This is a genomic window from Rhodanobacter sp. FW510-R10, from assembly GCF_058781105.1.
This window is the reverse complement of record NZ_JBYSWL010000001.1, coordinates 874,051-892,416: the sequence shown is the minus strand read 5'-3', so window position 1 is coordinate 892,416 and position 18,366 is coordinate 874,051. Positions and strand designations below refer to the sequence as shown.

At 66.2% G+C, this 18,366-nt stretch carries 14 protein-coding genes; 3 read left to right on the top strand and 11 right to left on the bottom strand.

From position 1 onward, the window contains the following. Positions 1-115: 115 nt before the first annotated feature. The 3 genes from AC3WJB_RS03690 to AC3WJB_RS03680 all read right to left on the bottom strand — a co-directional run bounded on the left by AC3WJB_RS03690 (position 116) and on the right by AC3WJB_RS03680 (position 7,114). Positions 116-2,413, bottom strand: coding sequence for a M28 family metallopeptidase (locus tag AC3WJB_RS03690; RefSeq protein WP_492678828.1), 2,298 nt, complete (start codon positions 2,411-2,413; stop codon positions 116-118). 117 nt (positions 2,414-2,530) lie between these two features. After that, complete coding sequence (locus AC3WJB_RS03685; RefSeq protein ID WP_492678826.1) at positions 2,531-3,829, bottom strand: M24 family metallopeptidase; 1,299 nt, start codon at positions 3,827-3,829, stop codon at positions 2,531-2,533. Positions 3,830-4,213: 384 nt separating this feature from the next. Continuing rightward, on the bottom strand, positions 4,214-7,114 hold the full coding sequence (locus AC3WJB_RS03680) for a TonB-dependent receptor plug domain-containing protein (RefSeq protein WP_492678824.1): 2,901 nt from the start codon (positions 7,112-7,114) through the stop codon (positions 4,214-4,216). 585 nt (positions 7,115-7,699) lie between these two features. On the opposite strand from AC3WJB_RS03680, the gene AC3WJB_RS03675 reads away from it, so the two are divergent. Next, positions 7,700-8,497: an undecaprenyl-diphosphate phosphatase gene (locus AC3WJB_RS03675; protein WP_492678822.1), complete on the top strand. Its 798-nt coding sequence runs from the start codon at positions 7,700-7,702 to the stop codon at positions 8,495-8,497. Positions 8,498-8,503: 6 nt separating this feature from the next. On the opposite strand, the gene AC3WJB_RS03670 is transcribed toward AC3WJB_RS03675, so the two are convergent. From AC3WJB_RS03670 to AC3WJB_RS03640, 7 genes are all read right to left on the bottom strand, one after another. Further along, the gene (locus AC3WJB_RS03670) at positions 8,504-9,556 is read right to left on the bottom strand and encodes an AI-2E family transporter (RefSeq protein ID WP_492678820.1); all 1,053 of its coding nucleotides are present in this window, start codon (positions 9,554-9,556) and stop codon (positions 8,504-8,506) included. A gap of 130 nt (positions 9,557-9,686) precedes the next feature. Continuing rightward, a complete protein-coding gene (locus AC3WJB_RS03665; RefSeq protein WP_492678818.1) occupies positions 9,687-10,022 on the bottom strand; it encodes a hypothetical protein in 336 nt (111 codons plus the stop codon). After that, entirely contained in the window at positions 10,019-10,498 is a 480-nt protein-coding gene (locus AC3WJB_RS03660) for an ABC transporter ATP-binding protein (RefSeq protein WP_492678816.1), read from the bottom strand. Before AC3WJB_RS03660 ends, AC3WJB_RS03665 begins: the two co-directional genes overlap by 4 nt. A 22-nt stretch (positions 10,499-10,520) precedes the next feature. Continuing rightward, positions 10,521-10,907, bottom strand: a complete 387-nt coding sequence (locus AC3WJB_RS03655) for an ElaB/YgaM/YqjD family protein (protein WP_492678814.1) — start codon at positions 10,905-10,907, stop codon at positions 10,521-10,523. A 45-nt stretch (positions 10,908-10,952) separates the two neighbouring features. Next, positions 10,953-11,108, bottom strand: a complete 156-nt coding sequence (locus AC3WJB_RS03650; RefSeq protein ID WP_492683056.1) for a DUF1328 domain-containing protein — start codon at positions 11,106-11,108, stop codon at positions 10,953-10,955. Between the two features lie 197 nt (positions 11,109-11,305). After that, complete coding sequence (locus AC3WJB_RS03645) at positions 11,306-12,214, bottom strand: c-type cytochrome (RefSeq protein WP_492678812.1); 909 nt, start codon at positions 12,212-12,214, stop codon at positions 11,306-11,308. A 125-nt stretch (positions 12,215-12,339) separates the two neighbouring features. Next, entirely contained in the window at positions 12,340-13,986 is a 1,647-nt protein-coding gene (locus AC3WJB_RS03640) for a S10 family peptidase (RefSeq protein ID WP_492678810.1), read from the bottom strand. Between the two features lie 402 nt (positions 13,987-14,388). Between AC3WJB_RS03640 and AC3WJB_RS03635 the strand changes: the two genes are divergently transcribed. Further along, positions 14,389-16,917 carry a zinc-dependent metalloprotease gene (locus AC3WJB_RS03635; RefSeq protein ID WP_492678808.1) on the top strand — a complete coding sequence of 843 codons (2,529 nt, stop codon included), beginning with the start codon at positions 14,389-14,391 and terminating at the stop codon, positions 16,915-16,917. A gap of 58 nt (positions 16,918-16,975) precedes the next feature. On the opposite strand, the gene AC3WJB_RS03630 is transcribed toward AC3WJB_RS03635, so the two are convergent. After that, positions 16,976-17,599 (bottom strand): YbhB/YbcL family Raf kinase inhibitor-like protein, encoded by a 624-nt coding sequence (locus AC3WJB_RS03630; RefSeq protein WP_492678806.1) that lies wholly within the window; start codon positions 17,597-17,599, stop codon positions 16,976-16,978. 124 nt (positions 17,600-17,723) lie between these two features. On the opposite strand from AC3WJB_RS03630, the gene AC3WJB_RS03625 reads away from it, so the two are divergent. Continuing rightward, complete coding sequence (locus tag AC3WJB_RS03625) at positions 17,724-18,341, top strand: hypothetical protein (RefSeq protein ID WP_492678804.1); 618 nt, start codon at positions 17,724-17,726, stop codon at positions 18,339-18,341. Positions 18,342-18,366: the final 25 nt, after the last annotated feature.

Here is an 18,366-nt window from a genome sequence, read left to right as displayed (position 1 = left end):
GCCCGCAACCTGGCGAAGCCGCCCGCGGCAGCCTGACGCCTCGAACGAGGGTCAGGGTGCCGCGGGACTGTGGTCGAGCTACCCGACTACGAAAAACGACAGCGGGACACCCCGCTTATGACTTGGTGAGCAGAGCGGTGGCCTTGTCGATCTGGGCGCGATAGCCATCGATGACTTTCGCGGTCACTCCAGCGTATTGGTTTGCCTCATCCCAGCGCCGCGCTTCCAGTGCCTCGCGCACGCCCGGTACGGTCTTCACCCCGTAGCCGGTCAGCATGCCTGGCGCATAGATCATGTGCTTGAACCAGGTGCGGCCCGGCAGGCCCGCCTCGCTGGTCAGCGACTTCTCCATGTTGCCGATCAGCTCGTTCAGCTCCTGCTCTTGTGCCTTCGGGATGTCGTAACCGTTGTCCTGGGCCTTCTTGTAGGCTGCATCGTAGGCCTGCACGCTCTGCGCCAGCTTCTGCACCGCCTCGTCCAGCGGCTTCAGGTCGATGGCCGACATGTCGGACAAGCGTGCCGGCGGGGCAATCTTCTCTGTCGGGTCGGCGGCCAGGTCGAACGCCTTGCTGTCCAGCAATTTGTGCTGGGCATCGGTAGCAGTGCGCGTGCTGTCGACCAGCTTGTGCAGCTCGCCCATGTATTCGCCGAGCTTGGCGCTGAAGTCGCTGAAGCGCATCGGCAGGACGTTCGCATCGGCCATGCGCAGCACCAGGCGGCCAACCACCTTGCCCAAGGCCACGCCGTACTCGAACTTCGGGTCACCAAAGCGTGCGTAATGGTCGAACGTGTCGTACTTGGAGTGGTACACGCCACCCTCGCCTTCGCCGCCAAAACCGACGTTCAACGCGGCAATGCCGAGATGCTGCAGGAACGGGGTGAAGTCGGAACCCGACCCCAGCGCGCCAATGGGCAAGTCGCCGCCCTCGGCCGCAACCTTGGCCGCAGCCTTGGCTTCAGGCGAGTTGCCCTCGTAGCCCGCCACCATCAGGTGCGCACGCAGTCGCTGCTGGACGCTGACATTGGTCTCGGGATCCTGGACGTCCACCGCCACCTGGTTGACCAGATGCTGCAGCGAATGGCTGCCGCCAGCGTGGAGGAAGCCGCGCGACGTGCCGTCGGTGTTGATGTACAGCACGGCCTTCTTGGCCAGTTCCTCCGCATGCGTCTCCACCCACTCGGTCGAGCCGAGCAGGCCCGGCTCCTCGCCGTCCCAACTGGCGTAGACGATCGTGCGCTGCGGGCGCCAGCCCTGCTTGTACAACACACCCAGGGCCTTGGCCTCCTCGAGCATCACCACCGTGCTGGAGAGCGGATCGGCAGCGCCGAACACCCAGCCGTCGCGATGGTTGCCACGCACGATCCACTGGTCCGGCGCGGTCGAGCCTTCGATCTTCGCAATCACGTCGTAGATCGTCTTCTGGCCCCAGTCCGACTCGACGACCATGTGCACCTTTGCCGGGCCGCCACCCATGTGGTAGGGCATGGGCAGGGAACCGCGCCAGCTCGCCGGTGCGACCGGGCCGCCAAGCGCCTTGAGCAAGGGGGTGGCGTCACCGTAGGAAATCGGCAGCACCGGAATCTTCAGGATGGTTTGCGCATCCTTGATGTCCAGGCGCTTGGCGTCCGCGGTCGACCCGACATTCGGGGTCAGCGGATCGCCCGGGTGGATCTGCATCTTGGCCACCGAGCCACGCTGCACGGCCTGCTCCGGACGCCAGCCGCCCTCGGGATAGACGTCGCCCTGGAAATAGCCGTCCTCGTGCGGGTCGGAATAGATCAGGCAACCGATCGCGCCGTGCTCCTGCGCCAGCTCCGGCTTAAGGCCGCGCCAGCCACCGCCGTAGCGCGTGATGACAATCTTGCCCTTGACGTCGATGCCACGCCGGGCCAGTTCGGCGTAATCGTCGGGCAGACCGTAGTTGGCATACACCAGCTCGCCGGTGACGTCGCCATCGCCGCCATAGACGTTGTACGGCGGCAGCACGTCCTTGGTGATGTCGGTCGACGGGTCGCCGGGGATCGGGCCCTCGTTCAGGACGGCATCGTATTTGGTCGGCGCCACCAGCTGCACCTGCACCTTCTTCGGCGTGGGATACAGCACGCTGAACGTCTCGATATGCGCGTCCCAGCCAAACTCCTTGAACTTCTGCAGCATGAACTCGGCGTTGGCCTTGTCGTGCGGCGCACCCACCTGGTTCGGCGCCGAGGCCATGTTCTTCAGCCAGTCACGAAGATCCGTCGCCTGCAGCTGCGCGTCGAAGGTCTTTTCCAGGCTTTGTTGCTTGGTCGCGGCGCTGGGACTGAAGCCCAGCATGGCGCTGCTGGATTGGTCGCCGTTGGCCGAGCACGCGGCGCCCAGCGCAACCACCAGGCAAGCCAGAAGCAATGGCTTGGTCGTCATTCGAATCATGGTTCCACTCCAGGTTGTTGTGACGATAGGGCGCCGGAGAAGGAGCCCGTGGTTGACGCAGAAAGGAAATCACGGTGCGGAAGGCACGCCTGCGCAGCGTGCCCCGCACCCCACGCCTCAGCCGAACGGATGCTCCAGCGACGGGCTCTGCGGGGTGAACCAGCGCGCGCCGTCTTCGGTGATGTGCATGTCGTCTTCCAGGCGCACGCCGAACTCGCCGGCGATGTAGATGCCGGGTTCGTCGCTGAAGGTCATGTTCGGCTGTATCTGGCGCTTGTTGCCGCGCACCAAGTAATACCACTCGTGCATGTCCATGCCGATGCCGTGGCCGAGCCGGTGGCTGAAGTACTTGTAGTCCGGACCATAGCCGGCGTCGACCACGACCTTGCGTGCCGCCGCATCCACCGATTCCATGGCGGCGCCCGGACGGGCGGCCTTGAGCGCCGCCGTCTGCGCGTTGCGCACGATGTCGAACACCCTCTTCATCTTGTCGCTGGGCTTGCCCAGGGTGAAGGTGCGGGTGAGGTCGCTGAGGTAGCCTTCCACGTAGCAGCCGTCATCGAGCATCACCGGCGTGCCCTCGACGATGTGCTGCGGCACGATCGAGCCGTGCGGCTGCGCGGTGAACTCACCCACGTTGACACTCGCAAAGCCGCGTACGCCAAGACGCTTGTAGGCCGCATCGACCCAGGCCGAGACGTGCTGCTGGGTCATGCCGGGCTGGAGTCCCGCCCACACCGCGTGATACACCGACAGCGTGGCATCGCAGGCAATCTGCATCAGCGCCAGCTCGGCCGGACTCTTGACCGCGCGGCAGCCGGCGGTCACCGGCGTGGCCACCACCAGCCGCGCCTGCGGCATGGCCGCGGCAATTCCGGCCGAGCGGAAGAACGGCACCCGCTCCTCGATGCCCAGCGTGCCGGTCGCCGCGTGCTGCTCGGCCATCACCTGGGCCACCAGGCGGTAGGGATCCTCGTGTTCCTGCCAGGTGCGCACCTCATGGCCGAACTTGATCTGTTCGTGCGCGCGGGCTTCCTCGAACGCCGGGGTGATGTAGACCGGGTCGCCCGACTTTGGCAAGACCATGCCCATCAGGCGTTCGCTGTTGCCAAAACGCATGCCGGTGAAATAGTTGATCGTGGTCCCGCCATCCATGAAGACGGCATCCATCTTGTTCTCGGCCATCAGCCGCTGGGCCTTGGCCAGCCGCGCCCGGCGCTCATCGTCGGTGATCGGCACGATCTTGGAGGTGACTGGTTGCAGCGCCATGATGGATGGCGGCAGCTTGGGCTCGGCCGCACCCTGCGCCGCCAGCGCCGTGCCACCAAGCAGCATCGCCGGCACCGCCGCCGCACCCAGGGCCGAAGCCTGCAGAAAACGTCGGCGGCTTGAGCTTACCGAGTCGGTTGGTCCCATGAAGACTTCCTCAAAGTGGGTTTTGCGATCCTGTCACCGCGACTCAGGCCGCGGTTCCGGGGCTGGCTGAAACAATCCCATCGTCTGCCTACGTCAGGGGTGCCGGGGAGAACAACATCCGCAATACCCTGCGGCGATGTCCGCCGACTTGCCCCACAGCACAATGCACTCCAGCGCAGGCAGCCGTGAGTGCCAATGGTCACCAGCCATGCACTCGCTTGCAGCCCTTGCACCCTGGCCACCCGAAGCGCCTCGAGTCCCTGTCCCGAGGACCGCGAAATTCGACGATAACATATCCGCCCCCGCGGACGATGCCGCCGCGGCGCCGGGCGCACGGGGGAATCCCGGCCTGCATTGAAGCTGCAGGCCGGGACACTGCACCAATCAGAACTTGACCTTGGCCTGGATGTAGCCGTAGCGGTCAGGCAACGGGTAGGTGTGGGCGTCGTAGCTGTTCAGCGAGCAGGACACGCACACTGGCGGCTGACGATCCCAGAGGTTGTTGATGCCCGCGATGAGCGTCAAGTCCAGGCTCGTCGGTACCTTCCAGCTGGCGCGCAAGTCCTGCGTAATGAACGTGCCCATGTAATGCGTCCCGTTCGGGCGGAACGGTACTGGCGTGGGATCGTTGCAGATCGGGAACGCCTTCGCCGGGCCGCAATCTTCCTTGACCGGTCCCTTGTAACGCAGGATGGTGGTGACACTCCAGGCCTTGCGCGCCCAGCCCAATTGCAGGTTGGACACCAGCCAAGGGATCGAGCTGTCGCTCAATTCAGCACCGACGCGCTGCGGCTGCTGCGTGCCAGTCGCGTCATAGGCACGGAACGTGGACACGTAGGTGTTGGTCCAGTTTGCGGTGAACGTGCCAACGCTGGTTTCCGGACTGCGCCAGTCGATGCTGAAGTCGAAGCCTGAGGTGTCGATGCGGCCCAGGTTACGCAACACCGCGCTGATGTACTGGATGTCGCCCGTACGCGAACGTACGACGGCGAGGCAGTCCGGATCATTCGGATTGCCGCTGGCCACGCAGTTGACGAGCTCGGTCTTGGCATCGGGCGGCTGGATCGCGTTGCTGAGCAGGATGTGGTAGTAGTTCAGCGTGAAGTCCAGCCGGCTGGACCAGGCCAGGTTTTGCGCCCAGCCCGGGCTGTACACGGCGCCCAGGGTCAAGCTGGTGGAGGTTTCCGGCTTGAGGTTGCGATTGCCGCCGGTGCGGGTACCGATCTGGATGTTGTTCTGCGAATAGCCTTCCGGCACGCCCAGGGCCCGACAGTTCGCGGTGACCTGCGGGCTGGTCAGGAACTGCGCCGAGCAAGGATCCTGCAGCGTGGGATTGAACGTTGACGGCGAGCCGAACAATTCACCGATCGAGGGCGAACGGAAACCCTCGGCCCAGGTGCCACGCAGCACCAGGTCATCGTAGACCTGCCAACGCAAGCCGAACTTGCTGTTCGTCGTGCTGCCAAACGTGGAGTAGTTGGAGTAGCGCGTGGCAGCCGACAGGTTGAGCGACTTGACACCTGGCAGGTTGGCCAGCAGCGGTGCATTGACTTCGAGATACGCCTCGTTGACCGAGTACTCACCCTGCGCCGGCTGCGCGATACCGCCAGTCGCGATGCCCACGGCGTCCGGGATGTAGTCGGCGTAGAGATGGCGATGCTCGATACCGGTGGCGACACCGAGTCCACCTGCCGGCAGGCTGATCAGGTTGTCGGTGGACAGGTTCGCCGTCCAGTCGGTGAGCTGGTTCTGGCTACGATCGACCGCGATGTACTTCAGGTAATTGAGCATGTCCGGGGTGATCGCGCCGGGCGGCCCGAACAGGTTGAGCGGGACGCATTGGTAGATGGCGGCGCACGATGCCGCCGAACCGAGCGCGTTCTTCACATGCAAGGTATTGAAGATGCCCCGCGTCGTCTGGCTCGCCTTGTTGCTGCCGCGGGCAAAATTGACATCCCAGGAAAAGTCGCGGTCGCCCAAGCCAAACATGCCTTGCAGCCCGGTATCGAGCTGCGCCGTGTCGACCGTCTGATTGAAGATGCGCTTGCCTGCCTCGACGATGCGCTTGCTGATGTTGATCAGGTTGGTCTGCGGATTCAGGTCAAAGCCAAATGGATTGTATGGATTGTCCTTGGATATCACCGAGGCCAGGGAAAATGGATTCGTGGAATTCGCGCCATAGGAGAAGGAGTTGGGCGCTGCATCCGTCATCGACCGCCGATTGTTGTACAGGCCGCGCACATACCAGGTGATTGACGGCGTCAGGTCGTAGCGCAAGCTGGTGAACAACGCGTAGCGGTCATTCGGTGTCAGCAAGGCATTGACCGGACCGTAGTTGTAGCGGTCCGGCGTGCCGAACTTGTGGAAATCGTTCGGGTAGCTGGCGACGTTGCCGGTAAAGTTCTGGTTCTGGGCCAGATCATGTCGAACCCCGGACGGATCGACAAACGTATAGCGGCCCCAGGGCTGGGTCGAACTACAGTTGGCCGTCCCGGTACCGGCGACGCATTCGTTGCGGGTACGGTGCCAGTCGGCGCCTTCGATCTGGCTTTGCGTCACGTAGCTCAGGTCGGTGAAGAACTGGAAGCGGTCCCCGGTGTGGCCAAAGGAAAGATCGGACTGCGTGGCCTGCCCATTGATGCTGGGATACGTGCCGAAATAGGTGCTGGCCGCCGCGCCGTCTTGCGTGCGCTTGGTGATGATGTTGACCACGCCGGAAATGGCATCCGAGCCGTACAGCGACGAGGCGCCGTCCTGCAGGATGTCGATGCGGTCGATGATGCTGGCCGGGATGGTGTTCAAGTCCACCGATCCGGACATGCCCGAACCCGAGGTCTCGTTCACCCAGCGCAGGCCGTCGACGAGGACCAGGATGCGCCCTGAACCGAGGTTGCGCAGGTCCATGGCCGCCGAACCCGCGCCGGCGCCGCCGCCGTTGGGGTTGGCGCCGAAGTTGCCCGGCATGCTGAACTTGGTGTTCAGCGCCGCACCGGCCGAAGTAACCTGCTGCAGGATGTCGCCGATGCTGGTCAGGCCGGTCTTTTGCAGCGTCTCGCCGGAAATCGTGAGCACTGGAACCTGGGTCGCCATGTCGGCGCCCTTGATGCGCGTGCCGGTCACTTGCACGGCTTGCAGATTGATGGTCTGGGAGGCCTGCGCCTGCGTGTCGGCCCCCGCCGCCGGCGCGGCCTGGGCAAACAGCACCGAACTCTGCATGGCAGCGCCGGCCGCCAACGCCAAGGACAGCGAAAGCGCAAGTTTGCCTCGTCGTAAAATCGTCGTCATGTATGGTTCCCCGTCAACGTGAAGGTCGTTTACCGTTCAGTGCATACGAATGCCGCACGGTCCCGCAGCCGCAGACCGTCAGCCCCAAAACCCGCGTGCCCCGAGACCTGCAATACCGATCGGCAGGCTTGCCCCGCAACACCCCGCGCACCCTTGCTTGGTGTCGTCCCGCAAGACGACCCCGCGCATTCGTCCCTGTGAAACTGCCGTTTCCGTGACTCAGCGTGGCATGCCTCGAAGGCGACGCTCAACGCTGATCCTGCCCGATGTTAGCACGGTGTTATTCGCCGTATAGCCGTCCATCGCGTTTACGAATTGTTACCTTCTACGCGCTTCCCTGGTTAAATTCAAGGCGGCTTGTTGACGCCGCACAGCGCCAGCGACAACGCACCGCTGCCCACACGCCACCGTGCGCAAGCGAGCTGGGCACTCTTCACGGCACGCCGCGGCTCAGAGCCAGCGCCCATGCGCGGGCGTCGCGCCGCGCCGGAGAGCGGCCCACCGCCACGACCGCAATCCCCGTAAGCTATGGGGCTGCGCACCGTGGCCATGCCAATCGGTGTCCCACGGCAAACGGACGTCCCTGTGACCGATCTCCTCCATGTCATCGCCCTCGGCATCATCGAAGGCATCACCGAATTCCTGCCGATTTCCAGCACCGGGCATCTGTTGATTGCCGAGCGGCTGGGACTCGGGACGCGCTCGGACCTGTTCAACATCGGCATCCAGGCTGGCGCGATCCTGGCGGTCACCCTGATCTACTGGAAGCGCATCTGGCAGTTGCTGACGCGCTGGCGGGAGCGGGAAAACCGCGACTACCTGGTGAAATTGACCACGGCGTTCCTCCTCACTGCCGTGCTTGGCCTGGTCGCGGTGAAGCTTGGTTTCGAGCTCCCCAAGACCGTCACGCCGATTGCCTGGGCCCTGGTCATTGGCGGCATCTGGATGCTGGGGGCAGAGCACATGGCGGCGCGACAGCCAGACCGCAGCGCGGTGACGTGGCGCGTCGCCGTGCTGGTCGGCATCGCACAGATGCTGGCCGGCATCTTTCCAGGCACGTCGCGCTCAGCCGCAACGATCTTCGCGGCGATGTTGTTTGGCACCAGCAACCGAAGCGCGGCCACCGAGTTTGCGTTCCTGGTCGGCATCCCGACGATGTATGCCGCGACCGGCTACGAGTTGCTGAAAGTACTCGGCAGCGGCCGGGCGGTGCACGAGGATTGGACCGCGCTGGGCGTCGGCTTCGTCGTGTCCCTGGTGGTCGCCTTCATTGCCGTGAAGTGGCTGCTCGGCTACATCGTCGGGCACCGCTTCACCCCGTTTGCGTGGTACCGCATCGCGCTCGGGATTGCCTTGCTGCTGTGGCTGCCTGCCGGCGGTTGAGGGACGTCAGCGGCCCACGATGACCGCAAACCAGGTCCAGCCGCGCACGCGCTCGCAAACCAGCTTGGCGCAGGTCAGCATGGGCACTGCCAGCAGCGCGCCTGGAATACCCCACAGCCACCCCCACAGCAAGAGCCAGAGCAGGATCGCGATTGGGCTGAGGCGCATGCTGCGACCCTGGATCAGCGGGGTGATGATGTTGCCCTCCAGCGCGGTGATCGCGGCAAAGGTGAGCGGCGGCAGGAAGACGTCCAGGTTGACGTCCCGCGCATACAACATGCTCACCACCGCGAGCAGGATAGTGGTGAACATGGCGCCGACATACGGGACAAAGTTCGCGAACATGGCGACCGTGCCCCACAACAGCGCATCGGGTACGCCATACAACGTAAGCATGCCGGCGGTGATTGCGCCCAGCGCAGCGTTGATCGAGAAGGCCGTGAGCAGGTAACGCGAGATCTCGGTCTGGATATCGCGGGCAATCTCGACCGCGTAGCGCTTGTAGGCAAAGCCCGGGGTGATTTCGACCAGGCGCCGCAACATCGTGTCGCCGTAGGTCAGGAAGAAGAACACGAGCAGGACCACGCCAAGGATCGCGGCCAGGATCCTGGGGGCGGTGGAAACCACGCCCCAGGGTGTGATGGAAATGGAGGCGGACTCGACCGGCCGCACGCGACTGGTACCGGTGACCAGGGTCTGCGTAGCCCGGTTTGCCGCTTCCAGCGGCTTGGTCACACGGCGAAGCTGGGGCACGAAGGACTTGATCGCCGCCGGGGCGCCATGGAACCAGCCCATCGCCGGCTGAGCCAGCAAGGCGGTACCCGCTCCCATCCCGGCCAGCAAGCTCAGCATCAGCAGGCCCGCCGTCAGCCAGCGCGGGATGTGCAACCGCCGCCCGGCGACGGCAACCACCGGATTGAGCGCCAAGGCGATGAAGGCGGCCAACACCAGCGGTATGAGCAATACCTTGGTGATGGCGACCGTATACAGCAAGGCGAGGAACAGCATGGCATTCAGCACCAGGCGGATCGCCCGGACGTGTCGGCGCAGGCTGCGCATGGCCCGCGCGCGTGGCCTTGCCGGCTGCAATGGGGAGCGCTCCGCGGGGGGAATGTCACCGGCCGCAGACGCAGTGGCCTCGGGACCGCCGGCAGCCAACGGCCCGGTGCCCATGACCCCGGTCGCAAGCTCAGCTGCCCCGTTTGTCCCCATCATGCCCACCCTCGGCAACCTCGTCCGCCGCCGCACGCGTTGTCGCACCAAAGCCATCGATCAATCGCGCGGCAACGGCCACGCCTTCTGCGACGCCACCGCCCAGCAGCGCCCCCAAGCCGGGGATGCGCCACGGGCGCAGTTTCCAGCGGCCCATGACCAGGCCGATGCCGGCGGCGATTCCCAACATCAGCACCACATGCGCGCGCGCGCGCGAGGCCAAGCTGCCAACCGCAGTATGCCACCGCCGGCGTGCCGACTCCGCATCTGCATGCGCCACCCGCACCGCAGTGATGCGGCGAAAGACCTTCACGGCGCTTCCACGTCCGCGGCCCTGGCCGTGGGATCCTTGGGCGCGGCGGTCGGCGGCCCCGTGGTCGCGCGCCCCGCGTGCAGGGAATCGCGCAGCAGGCGGGCACCATGCTCGCGGCTGCGCGGCAAGCTCAACCAATGCAGACAACGCCGGAACAACGCGATCGCGGCCAGCAGGAACACCAACTGCAGGAGTGCCAGCGCCAACAACGCCAACAGCCAGGATCCCCACCATTTGGCCAGGGCCACACCAACCAGGGCCAGCACCGTCAAGCCAAAGCCGACCCCAGCCACCATTGCCGCCAGGCCGGCCATCAGCAGCCACCACACCGCACTGCGGGCCAAGTCCACCTCGGCCCGCAGCAACGCCCACTGCGCGCCCAACAACTGCTTGAACGCGCGGCCGAGCTCGGTCAGTTCGGCCCACCATCCCGGCTGCGCCGGGGGCGCTCCGGGCGACTCCTCGTCCATCGCCATGCACCACTCCGATGTTGCGCCCTCAACGACGCAGGATGCGTCCCAGCAACCACCCTGCGCCGAGCGCAATGGCGACGGACTGCACGGGCTTGTCGCGCACATAATCGCGTGCGGCCTCCAGCCACGCTTCGGTCTGGTCCGCGGTCCGGGCATAGGCCTCGCGCCCGCGCTCGCCGAGATCCGCAGCCTTGTCGCTGGCGCGGTGCGCGGCACCGGCAGCCTTGTCGGTGGTGCGGTGCAATCCTTCCTCCACGCGGTCGGCGGCGCGATCGACACGCTCGGCCGCGCGGTCGACGGCCTCCTTGGTCCCGGCCACCACCTTGGACGTGGCCTGCTTGACCCGCTCCGCATGTTCGTCAATGCGCGAACCCGCAACTTTCGGTTCGATTGGAGAATCCTGGTTGTTCATGAGTACTCCGGTTGGGTATGGGGCCGGTCAGCGCTGAGGTGGGTATCAGGTTGCCCGGCGGAAGAACGCAATGATGGCCAGAATCAGGAAGACCACGAACAGGATCTTGGCGATTCCGGCCGCGGCACCGGCAATCCCACCGAAACCCAGTACCGCAGCAATGATGGCAATGATCAGGAAAACCAGAGCGTAATAGAGCATGACAATGTCCTCGGGTAATGCAAGTGGCATCAAGTCGCGCTTGGCACGGCCAGTCGACCGGCCACGCCATTCAGCCACAGCACTTGCCATGCCCATGTGAAGATCAGCGGCCGCGCGGGGGTGCGCAGCCGCGCCCGGCCGGACGGCATGGTCAGGCTTCGCCGGGCGGATGGCCCGGCAACCAAATGGTTAGTGAGTCACGACCCGTGCCGTTGCGGCCTGGCCGGCAGGGAGCGCAGGTAGGCATACAGTGCGCTGATTTCCTGGTCGGTGAAATTGCGCGTGACGCGCACCGGCATGTAGTCGGTCTGCAGTTTCCGGCCGCCCCGCGCTATACCCTCGCGGAGCGCAGTGCGAAAGTCGGCCTCGCTCCAGTCGGCCAGACCGCCCGCGCCGGTAGTGAGATTCGCAGCGTCGGGCCAGCTCGCCGGCGTCCCGGCCACATGGCCGCCGGCGAAATCCTCATGGTGGCAGCCGGCGCAACTCGTGGCGAGGTAGCCGCCATACGCCGCAGTCGGACCCACCGACAGGGCCTGCACCGGTTTGGCGGCCGCGGCATGGTCGACGATCTCCGCCGGCAGCAGGGGCATCTCCCCAAGCTCAAACAACACGCGCGCAATCGGGCCGACGCGGTTTGCCGGTGTCGAATGCTGGACTGCAGGGATGCTGTGCAAGTACGCCAGCAGATCGCCCATGTCCGCATCGCTGAGGCCGCTGAAATCCTGAGCCGGCATGAAGAGCAGCGAGCGGCCGTCCGGCGCCACGCCATGGCGGATGGCGCGCACCCGGTCCATATCCGTGAGCCCGCCGCCGGGGCCAGCGGCCGTCAGGTTGGGGCCGGAGAAGCGGGCGAACACCGGATCGTCGATGAACGTGGCACCGGCGAGATCATGCCCGTGGCAATCGGTGCAACCTCGGGTCTGCGCGACATGGGCGCCACGTGCAACAGCCGCGGCGTCCGTGGGAACCGGCGGCAATACCGTCTGGACGTGATACACCTTGGCCATGCGCCGTTCGCTCAGCCCATAGGCCGTCGCCAGCACCACCACCAACAGCACGACCACGCCGCCCACGAGGCGGCCAAGCCACTTCCATGCCTTGCGCATAAAGTCCCCGAGCCCCGTAAGGAAGCCTGCAGGCTAGTCCACCGGCCGCTGCCGCGCCACTGTCCCGGCAGTCCCGCTACACGAGGCTGCCGGGGGCTCCATCGCTCCGCGCCCGCGGGTGGCGGTCAGCGCGCAGCCCGACTGGTCGACTCGATGAATTGAGCGACGTCGCCATGCATCTTCTCCAACGACGGCACGTGGGCATAGACCATGTGCCCCGAGGGATACATCTTGTAGCTGATGTTCTTGCGCAGGGAGTCCTGGATAGGCAGGTGCTCGAGTTCGTAGATCGCCGTGTAGAACGGTGTGGCGATGTCGTAATACCCCCCCATCAACAGCACCTTGAGGTTGGAGTTGAACTTCATCGCGTGCGCCAGATCCGGCAGGACGTTCAATGCCATGGACCGCGAGAAGCCGCCTCGGCCAGGCGCAGGCGCCCGGTTGTAGTCCCAGCGGAAATTGGGGGCGACGCGGGCGGAAGGCCGATACACCCAACCGTCGCCAAACTTGAGGTCGTTGTGCATATAGGTGTTCAACGCGGCAACGTAGGCCCCGCTGATCGCTGCCGACTGCGGATCGTAGCCCCGCGACTTGGCCAGCGGATCGATGCTGAGGCCGGTGAAGCGCGAGTCCAGGCGCCCGGCCGTGGTGTCGGTGTCGCCCAGCAACTGCTGCTCGAACATGCCGCCGTCCACCCGCAGGTTGGCCTTGACGAGATACGCCACCGGCAGGCCGATCAGGTCGCTGAGCTTCTGCGCCACGTCCTGCTTTTGCGCCGGGTCCAGGGTGCCGCCGGCCAGCAGGGCCTGCTGGAAATCACTGCGGGCGAACTTGATCGCGTCATCCACCACCTGCTCCACCGTGGCATTGGCATACTTCGGCAGCTTCTTGTGATACCAGGCGGTTGCCGCATAGGTCGGCAAGCCCACGACATAGGGCAAGTCCACGCCGGGGTTGCTGTCCGCCCCGTCCACGCTCAAGGAGAAATTGAGGATCGACGAAAGCAACATGACGCCGTTGAGCTCGACGTTGTATTGCGTCGTCAGCACGTTGGCGAGGACCGCCGAACGCGGTGTGCCGTAGCTTTCCCCAAACAGGTACTTCGGCGAATTCCAGCGGTTGTGCGTGGACAGGAACTGGGTGACGAAGCGCGCAAACGCCTGCGCGTCCTGGTCGACGCCCCAATATTCCTTGGCCAGTTTCTTCTGGCTCTCGGCACGTGCCTTCTCGTCGGCACCTTGCGGCAACAGCCGTCCAAATCCGGTCCCCGGCATGTCGATGAACACCAGGTCGCTGGCGTCGAGCAGGCTGTACTGGTTCTCGACGATCTGGTACGGCGCGGCAGGCGTGTGCGTGTCGTCGTTGGTCACGACGCGCCTGGGGCCAAACGAACCCATGTGCAGCCACATGGTGGCCGAACCCGGGCCACCGTTGTAGATGAAGGTGATCGGCCGGTTCGCCGGTGCCGCGCCCTGGCGAAAATACGCGACGTAGCCGATCGCGACCTCGGGGACGCTTTCGTTGACGCCGGTGCCATCGAGCACGAGCGTGCCGGCCTCGGCCTGGTAATCGATCGCCTTGCCGTTGACCGTCACGCGGCCGCGCGTGAGTGAGGACTGCGGCTTCATGAGCGTTTGGATCAGCTGCGTGGCAGGCAGCGTCGCACTGGATACCGGCGGCGCGGTCTTGTGCTCATCCGGTCCGGCTGCCAACGCGGGCATGGAGCAGAACAGTGCTGCCGCGAGGGCAATGGCAAGTCGATTCGCTTTCATGGGTGGTCCCTGACAAGTGGTGAAAGAGCGGGTTTTACTGGCGCGGTCAGCCCAAGACGGCGATGGCGGTTGCCTGGCGAATACACCTTCATGCGTCCCCGGCTTCCCCCGGCGTACGAGCGCCCGCTGCTCGTCACGACCCAGCGGACAAGCGCCTTGTATCGAACGGAATCGGCGGACTGGCCCCTGGGCCGACCGGCTTCGAACCTAGTCCATGCCATCTCCGGCTGTCAACGCTGAGCGCCGGGCACAGGTCGCCGCGACGCCAAGCCACCGCGCGGCACGTGGTCACCGACTCGGGCCAAATCGCGTATATTCGTGGAGGCGCTGGATCACGGGGACCTGGCCGCCTACATCCGGTCCTGCAGCTTGGATCGGCAACCACCGTCGGGGATAACCAACATGTATCGAGTTTCTGGCAGGGTCTTTGCCGTCGCAGTGCTGGCCATGGCCATTGGCGGCCTGTGCTCAGGGTGCGCCACGGCGGCCACCGCGCAGGAGACCAGCCCCAGCTCGGCAAAGGCCTCGCAGGACGTCTTCCAGCACACGACGGCGATGGAGGGCTTGTTGCCAGTGCACGTCGATGCGCGCGACGGACGCATCCTGGTCACCCTACCCGCCGCGGGTGCCGACGGCATTTCGGGACGCTTCCTCTACGCCACGTCGTTACGCACCGGCCTGGGCTCGGCGCCGACCTTCCTCGACCGTGGGCGCGTCGGGCGTACGCAGCTGATCGCATTCCGGCGCTACGGCAAGAAGCTCGCCGCGGTCTTCGAGAATCCGCGCTTCCGTGCCGCGGGCGAGGGCGCGACGCCGAGCCCGGATTTCGCAACCTCGATCGTCTGGATGGGTGACATCGCAACCACCCTGCCCGACGGCAGCATCGTGGTGGACATCTCCGGCTTCCTCGCCGCCGACACGCTCGGCATCGCGCAGTCACTCGACCAGAGCGGCGACCGCTTCGGTACCGGCGGCGGTGCACAAGGGGCAGGCAAGGGCTTCACGCTCGACGCCAAGCTGAGCGCGGCCGATGCGGGTTCGGTCAAGGTGTTCCCGGACAACGTGGAAGCGGACGCGGTGCAGACCTTCGTCTCGAAGACACCTGGCGCCGAAGTCGCGAACATCGCGCCCGATGCCGGGCAGGTCAGCTTCACCGTGCACCACAGCCTGGTGCGCCTGCCCGCGCCAGGTTTCAAGCCGCGCCAGTTCGATCCGCGCGTCGGCGGCTCGGCCACGCAGGTCGTGGACTTCGGCGCGCCCCTCGGCAGCGACGTGGTGCACGATTACGCCAACCATTTCCGGCTGGAGAAGCTCGATCCCACGGCCGCCCGCTCGCGCGTGCGCAAGCCCATCGTCTACTACATCGACAGCCACGCGCCCGAGCCGATCCGCCAAGCCCTGCTCGATGGCGTCGGCTGGTGGGCCAAGGCGTTCGATGCGGCCGGCTATATCGACGCGTTCCAGGTCAAGGTATTGCCGCCCGACGTCGACCCGATGGACGTGCGCTACAACGTCGTCAACTGGGTGGACCGTGCGACGCGCGGCTGGTCGTACGGCCAGCAGATCACCGACCCGCGCACCGGCGAGATCGTCAAGGGCATGGTGGTGATCGGTTCGCTGCGCGCGCGCCAGGACATCCAGATCCTGGAAGGCCTGGTCGGCGCCGGCCAGATGGGCAAGGGCGGCCCGAACGACCCCGTGCAGGCGGCGCTCGGCCGCATCCGCCAGCTTGGTGCGCACGAGGTGGGCCACACCATCGGCTTCGCGCACAACTTTGCGGCGAGCACGCAGGACCGTGCCTCGGTGATGGATTACCCGCCGCCGCGCGTCAAACTCGTCGATGGCCGCATCGATCTCAGTGAGGCCTATGCAAGCGGCGTCGGTCGCTGGGACATGGCCACGGTCGACTGGCTCTACAGCCAGCCAGCCCCCGGCGTCGACCCGGACCAGGCCGCCTGGGCGAAAGCCACGGCCATCGTCGCCTCGGGACTGCGCTTCATTGCCGACAACAACGCCCGCGCCGACGATACGGCGCAGCCTTGGGCCTCGCTGTGGGATGACGGCACCGATGCCGCCGCCGAGCTCACGCGCCTGATGGGCGTGCGCCGCCAGGCGATCGACCATTTCGGCCTGGCCGAACTGGCGCCGGGCGAGCCAATGGCCAACCTGCAGCGGCGCTTCGTGCCGATCTGGCTGCTCCACCGCTACCAGATGGTCGCGGCAGCGAAAGCGATCGGCGGCGTGGAGATGACCTACGCCGTCAACGGCGGTGGCCGCGAAGTCTCCGCGCCGGTCGCGCCGCAGGCCCAGCGCGCCGCGCTGGCGGCGGTGCTCGGCACCCTCGTCCCTGATCAATTGCGCGTACCGGCCAAGCTGGTGCCCTTGCTGTCGGCGGCGCGCAACGGCAGTCAGAACCGGCAGTTCTCAACCGAGCTCTTCGGCGGTTCGGCCGGCAACGTCTTCGATCCGCTGGTGGCGACCGACACCGCCGCCGAGTTGACCCTGGATGCCCTGCTGGCACCGCAGCGCCTGGCGCGGGTGGAAGCACAGCACGCGCTCGATTCCAATGCGCTCGGCGTGGGCGAGGTGCTTGACCGCCTGCTGGCAGCCACGCTGCCCGAGCGGACTCCCGACGCACTGACCCAGCGCATCGCCTACCGCACGCTCATCACCATGGCCCAGGTCGCGCACAACCCGAAGACCACGCCCGGCGTCGCCGCCGCGCTGGACCAGCGCGTGCACGACGTGGCCACCGCGCTCGCCGCGCGCAGGGGCAGCGCCGAGGAACGCGCATGGGCGGCGAGCCTGTCGCGCCAGTTGCTCGACCCGCAGCAACTCGCCAAGCTGCTGCAGAACCAGCACTCGCGCAGCGTCGCGGTACCGCCGGGTGCTCCGATCGGCGAGCCCGATGGGTTTCCGGACGGCGGCTGAGGGCAAGGGCAATTTCGGGCAGCTTCCCAACGAGGGGTGACCGCCGCTCTTTCTGGCCTCAGGCACGGACCGCCGGGTTGAGGGTGTAGGTGCCCACCAGCTCCGCCTCTGCCAGCACGTGGCCGGCCATGGCCGCACGCAGGGCCGGGAGGTCGAAACCGGGCGCCAGCGACAGGGCCGCGACGTCCAGCGCCGACAGCACGAAGTGGTAGTGGTGCAGCAGCGCGTCGTTCCAGGGTGGGCACGGACCGTCGTAGCCGAGGTAGGTTCCGCCCATGTCGGGGTCGCCGGCAAACCAGCCGGTGAAGTCGTTGACGCCCTGCACGCTGCCCGGTGGCCCCACGGGCGAGCGCTTGCCGCGCGCGGTGACGCCGTCGCTGCAGGCACCGGCCGCCAGCTCGCCGCATTCGCGCGGGATGTTCGCCATCAGCCAATGCACGAACTCCACGCGCGGCAGATTGGCCGGCACGCTTCGCCCAGCCTGGTTCACATCGTCGCCGCGGCTGGGCACGTCGGTGTCGATGCAGGTGAGCACGAACGAGCGCGTGCCCTCCGGCACGCCCTTCCACGCCAGATGTGGGCTGCGGTTGTCCGAGAGCGCGAACGTGGCGGCCGCCTTGCCAAACGCGAACTCGCTCGGAATGGCCTGGCCACCGGCAAAGTTGTCACTGCGCAGCTGCATGGGGTGTCCTCCTGACCAGCACGACGGGGAAAAGCCGAGCCTATACCAAGCGGCCAGGGCGGGCGCTGCCCTGCCCCGGTCGCGGGGCAGGCCCGGTTCACATCTTGCGCGCTACCCTCGCGGCATGCTCGACCACGACCACCGGCCAGCGCCAAAGACTCCGACCGCCCGCGCGCCGGATCACGCCACCATGCTGGGCGGCAAGCCGGCCGGTGCGCTGCTGTGCCTGGCGCTGGCCGCCACGCTTGCAGCCTGCGGCAAGAGCACGCCCGGGACGCCGGGGAATGTGGGCAAGGCCACGACCGCACCGGAAACAGCGCAACCCGCCACCACCCCGCCGCCCGCGCGCGCCGGCTCCAGCGCCAAGTCCCCCGCCACCGCCGCGCCGGCAGCGGCCGCCTCGGCATTCAAAGTCCGCAGCGTCACGCTTGGCAACGCGGTCGACGGGGCGCAGCACATCCGCGAGCCGGCCACGCATTTCGCTCCTGACGACAAGACCATCTACGCCAGCGTGGCCAGTACCGGTACGACGTCTGGCATCGCCCTCAACGCGCGCTGGCATTACCTGGAAGGCGCCGGCCAACTGATCAGCAGCGTTACCCAGCGCCTGGCCAGTGATGGCCCGGCGACCACCACGTTCACCCTGCACAATCCGGACCTGTGGCCTGAGGGCAAGTACGACGTGCAAATCTCCGTCGACGGCACGCCAGTCGACACCCGTACCTTCACCATCGGCAAATAGCCGCCCTATCCGCTGCTCCCACAAT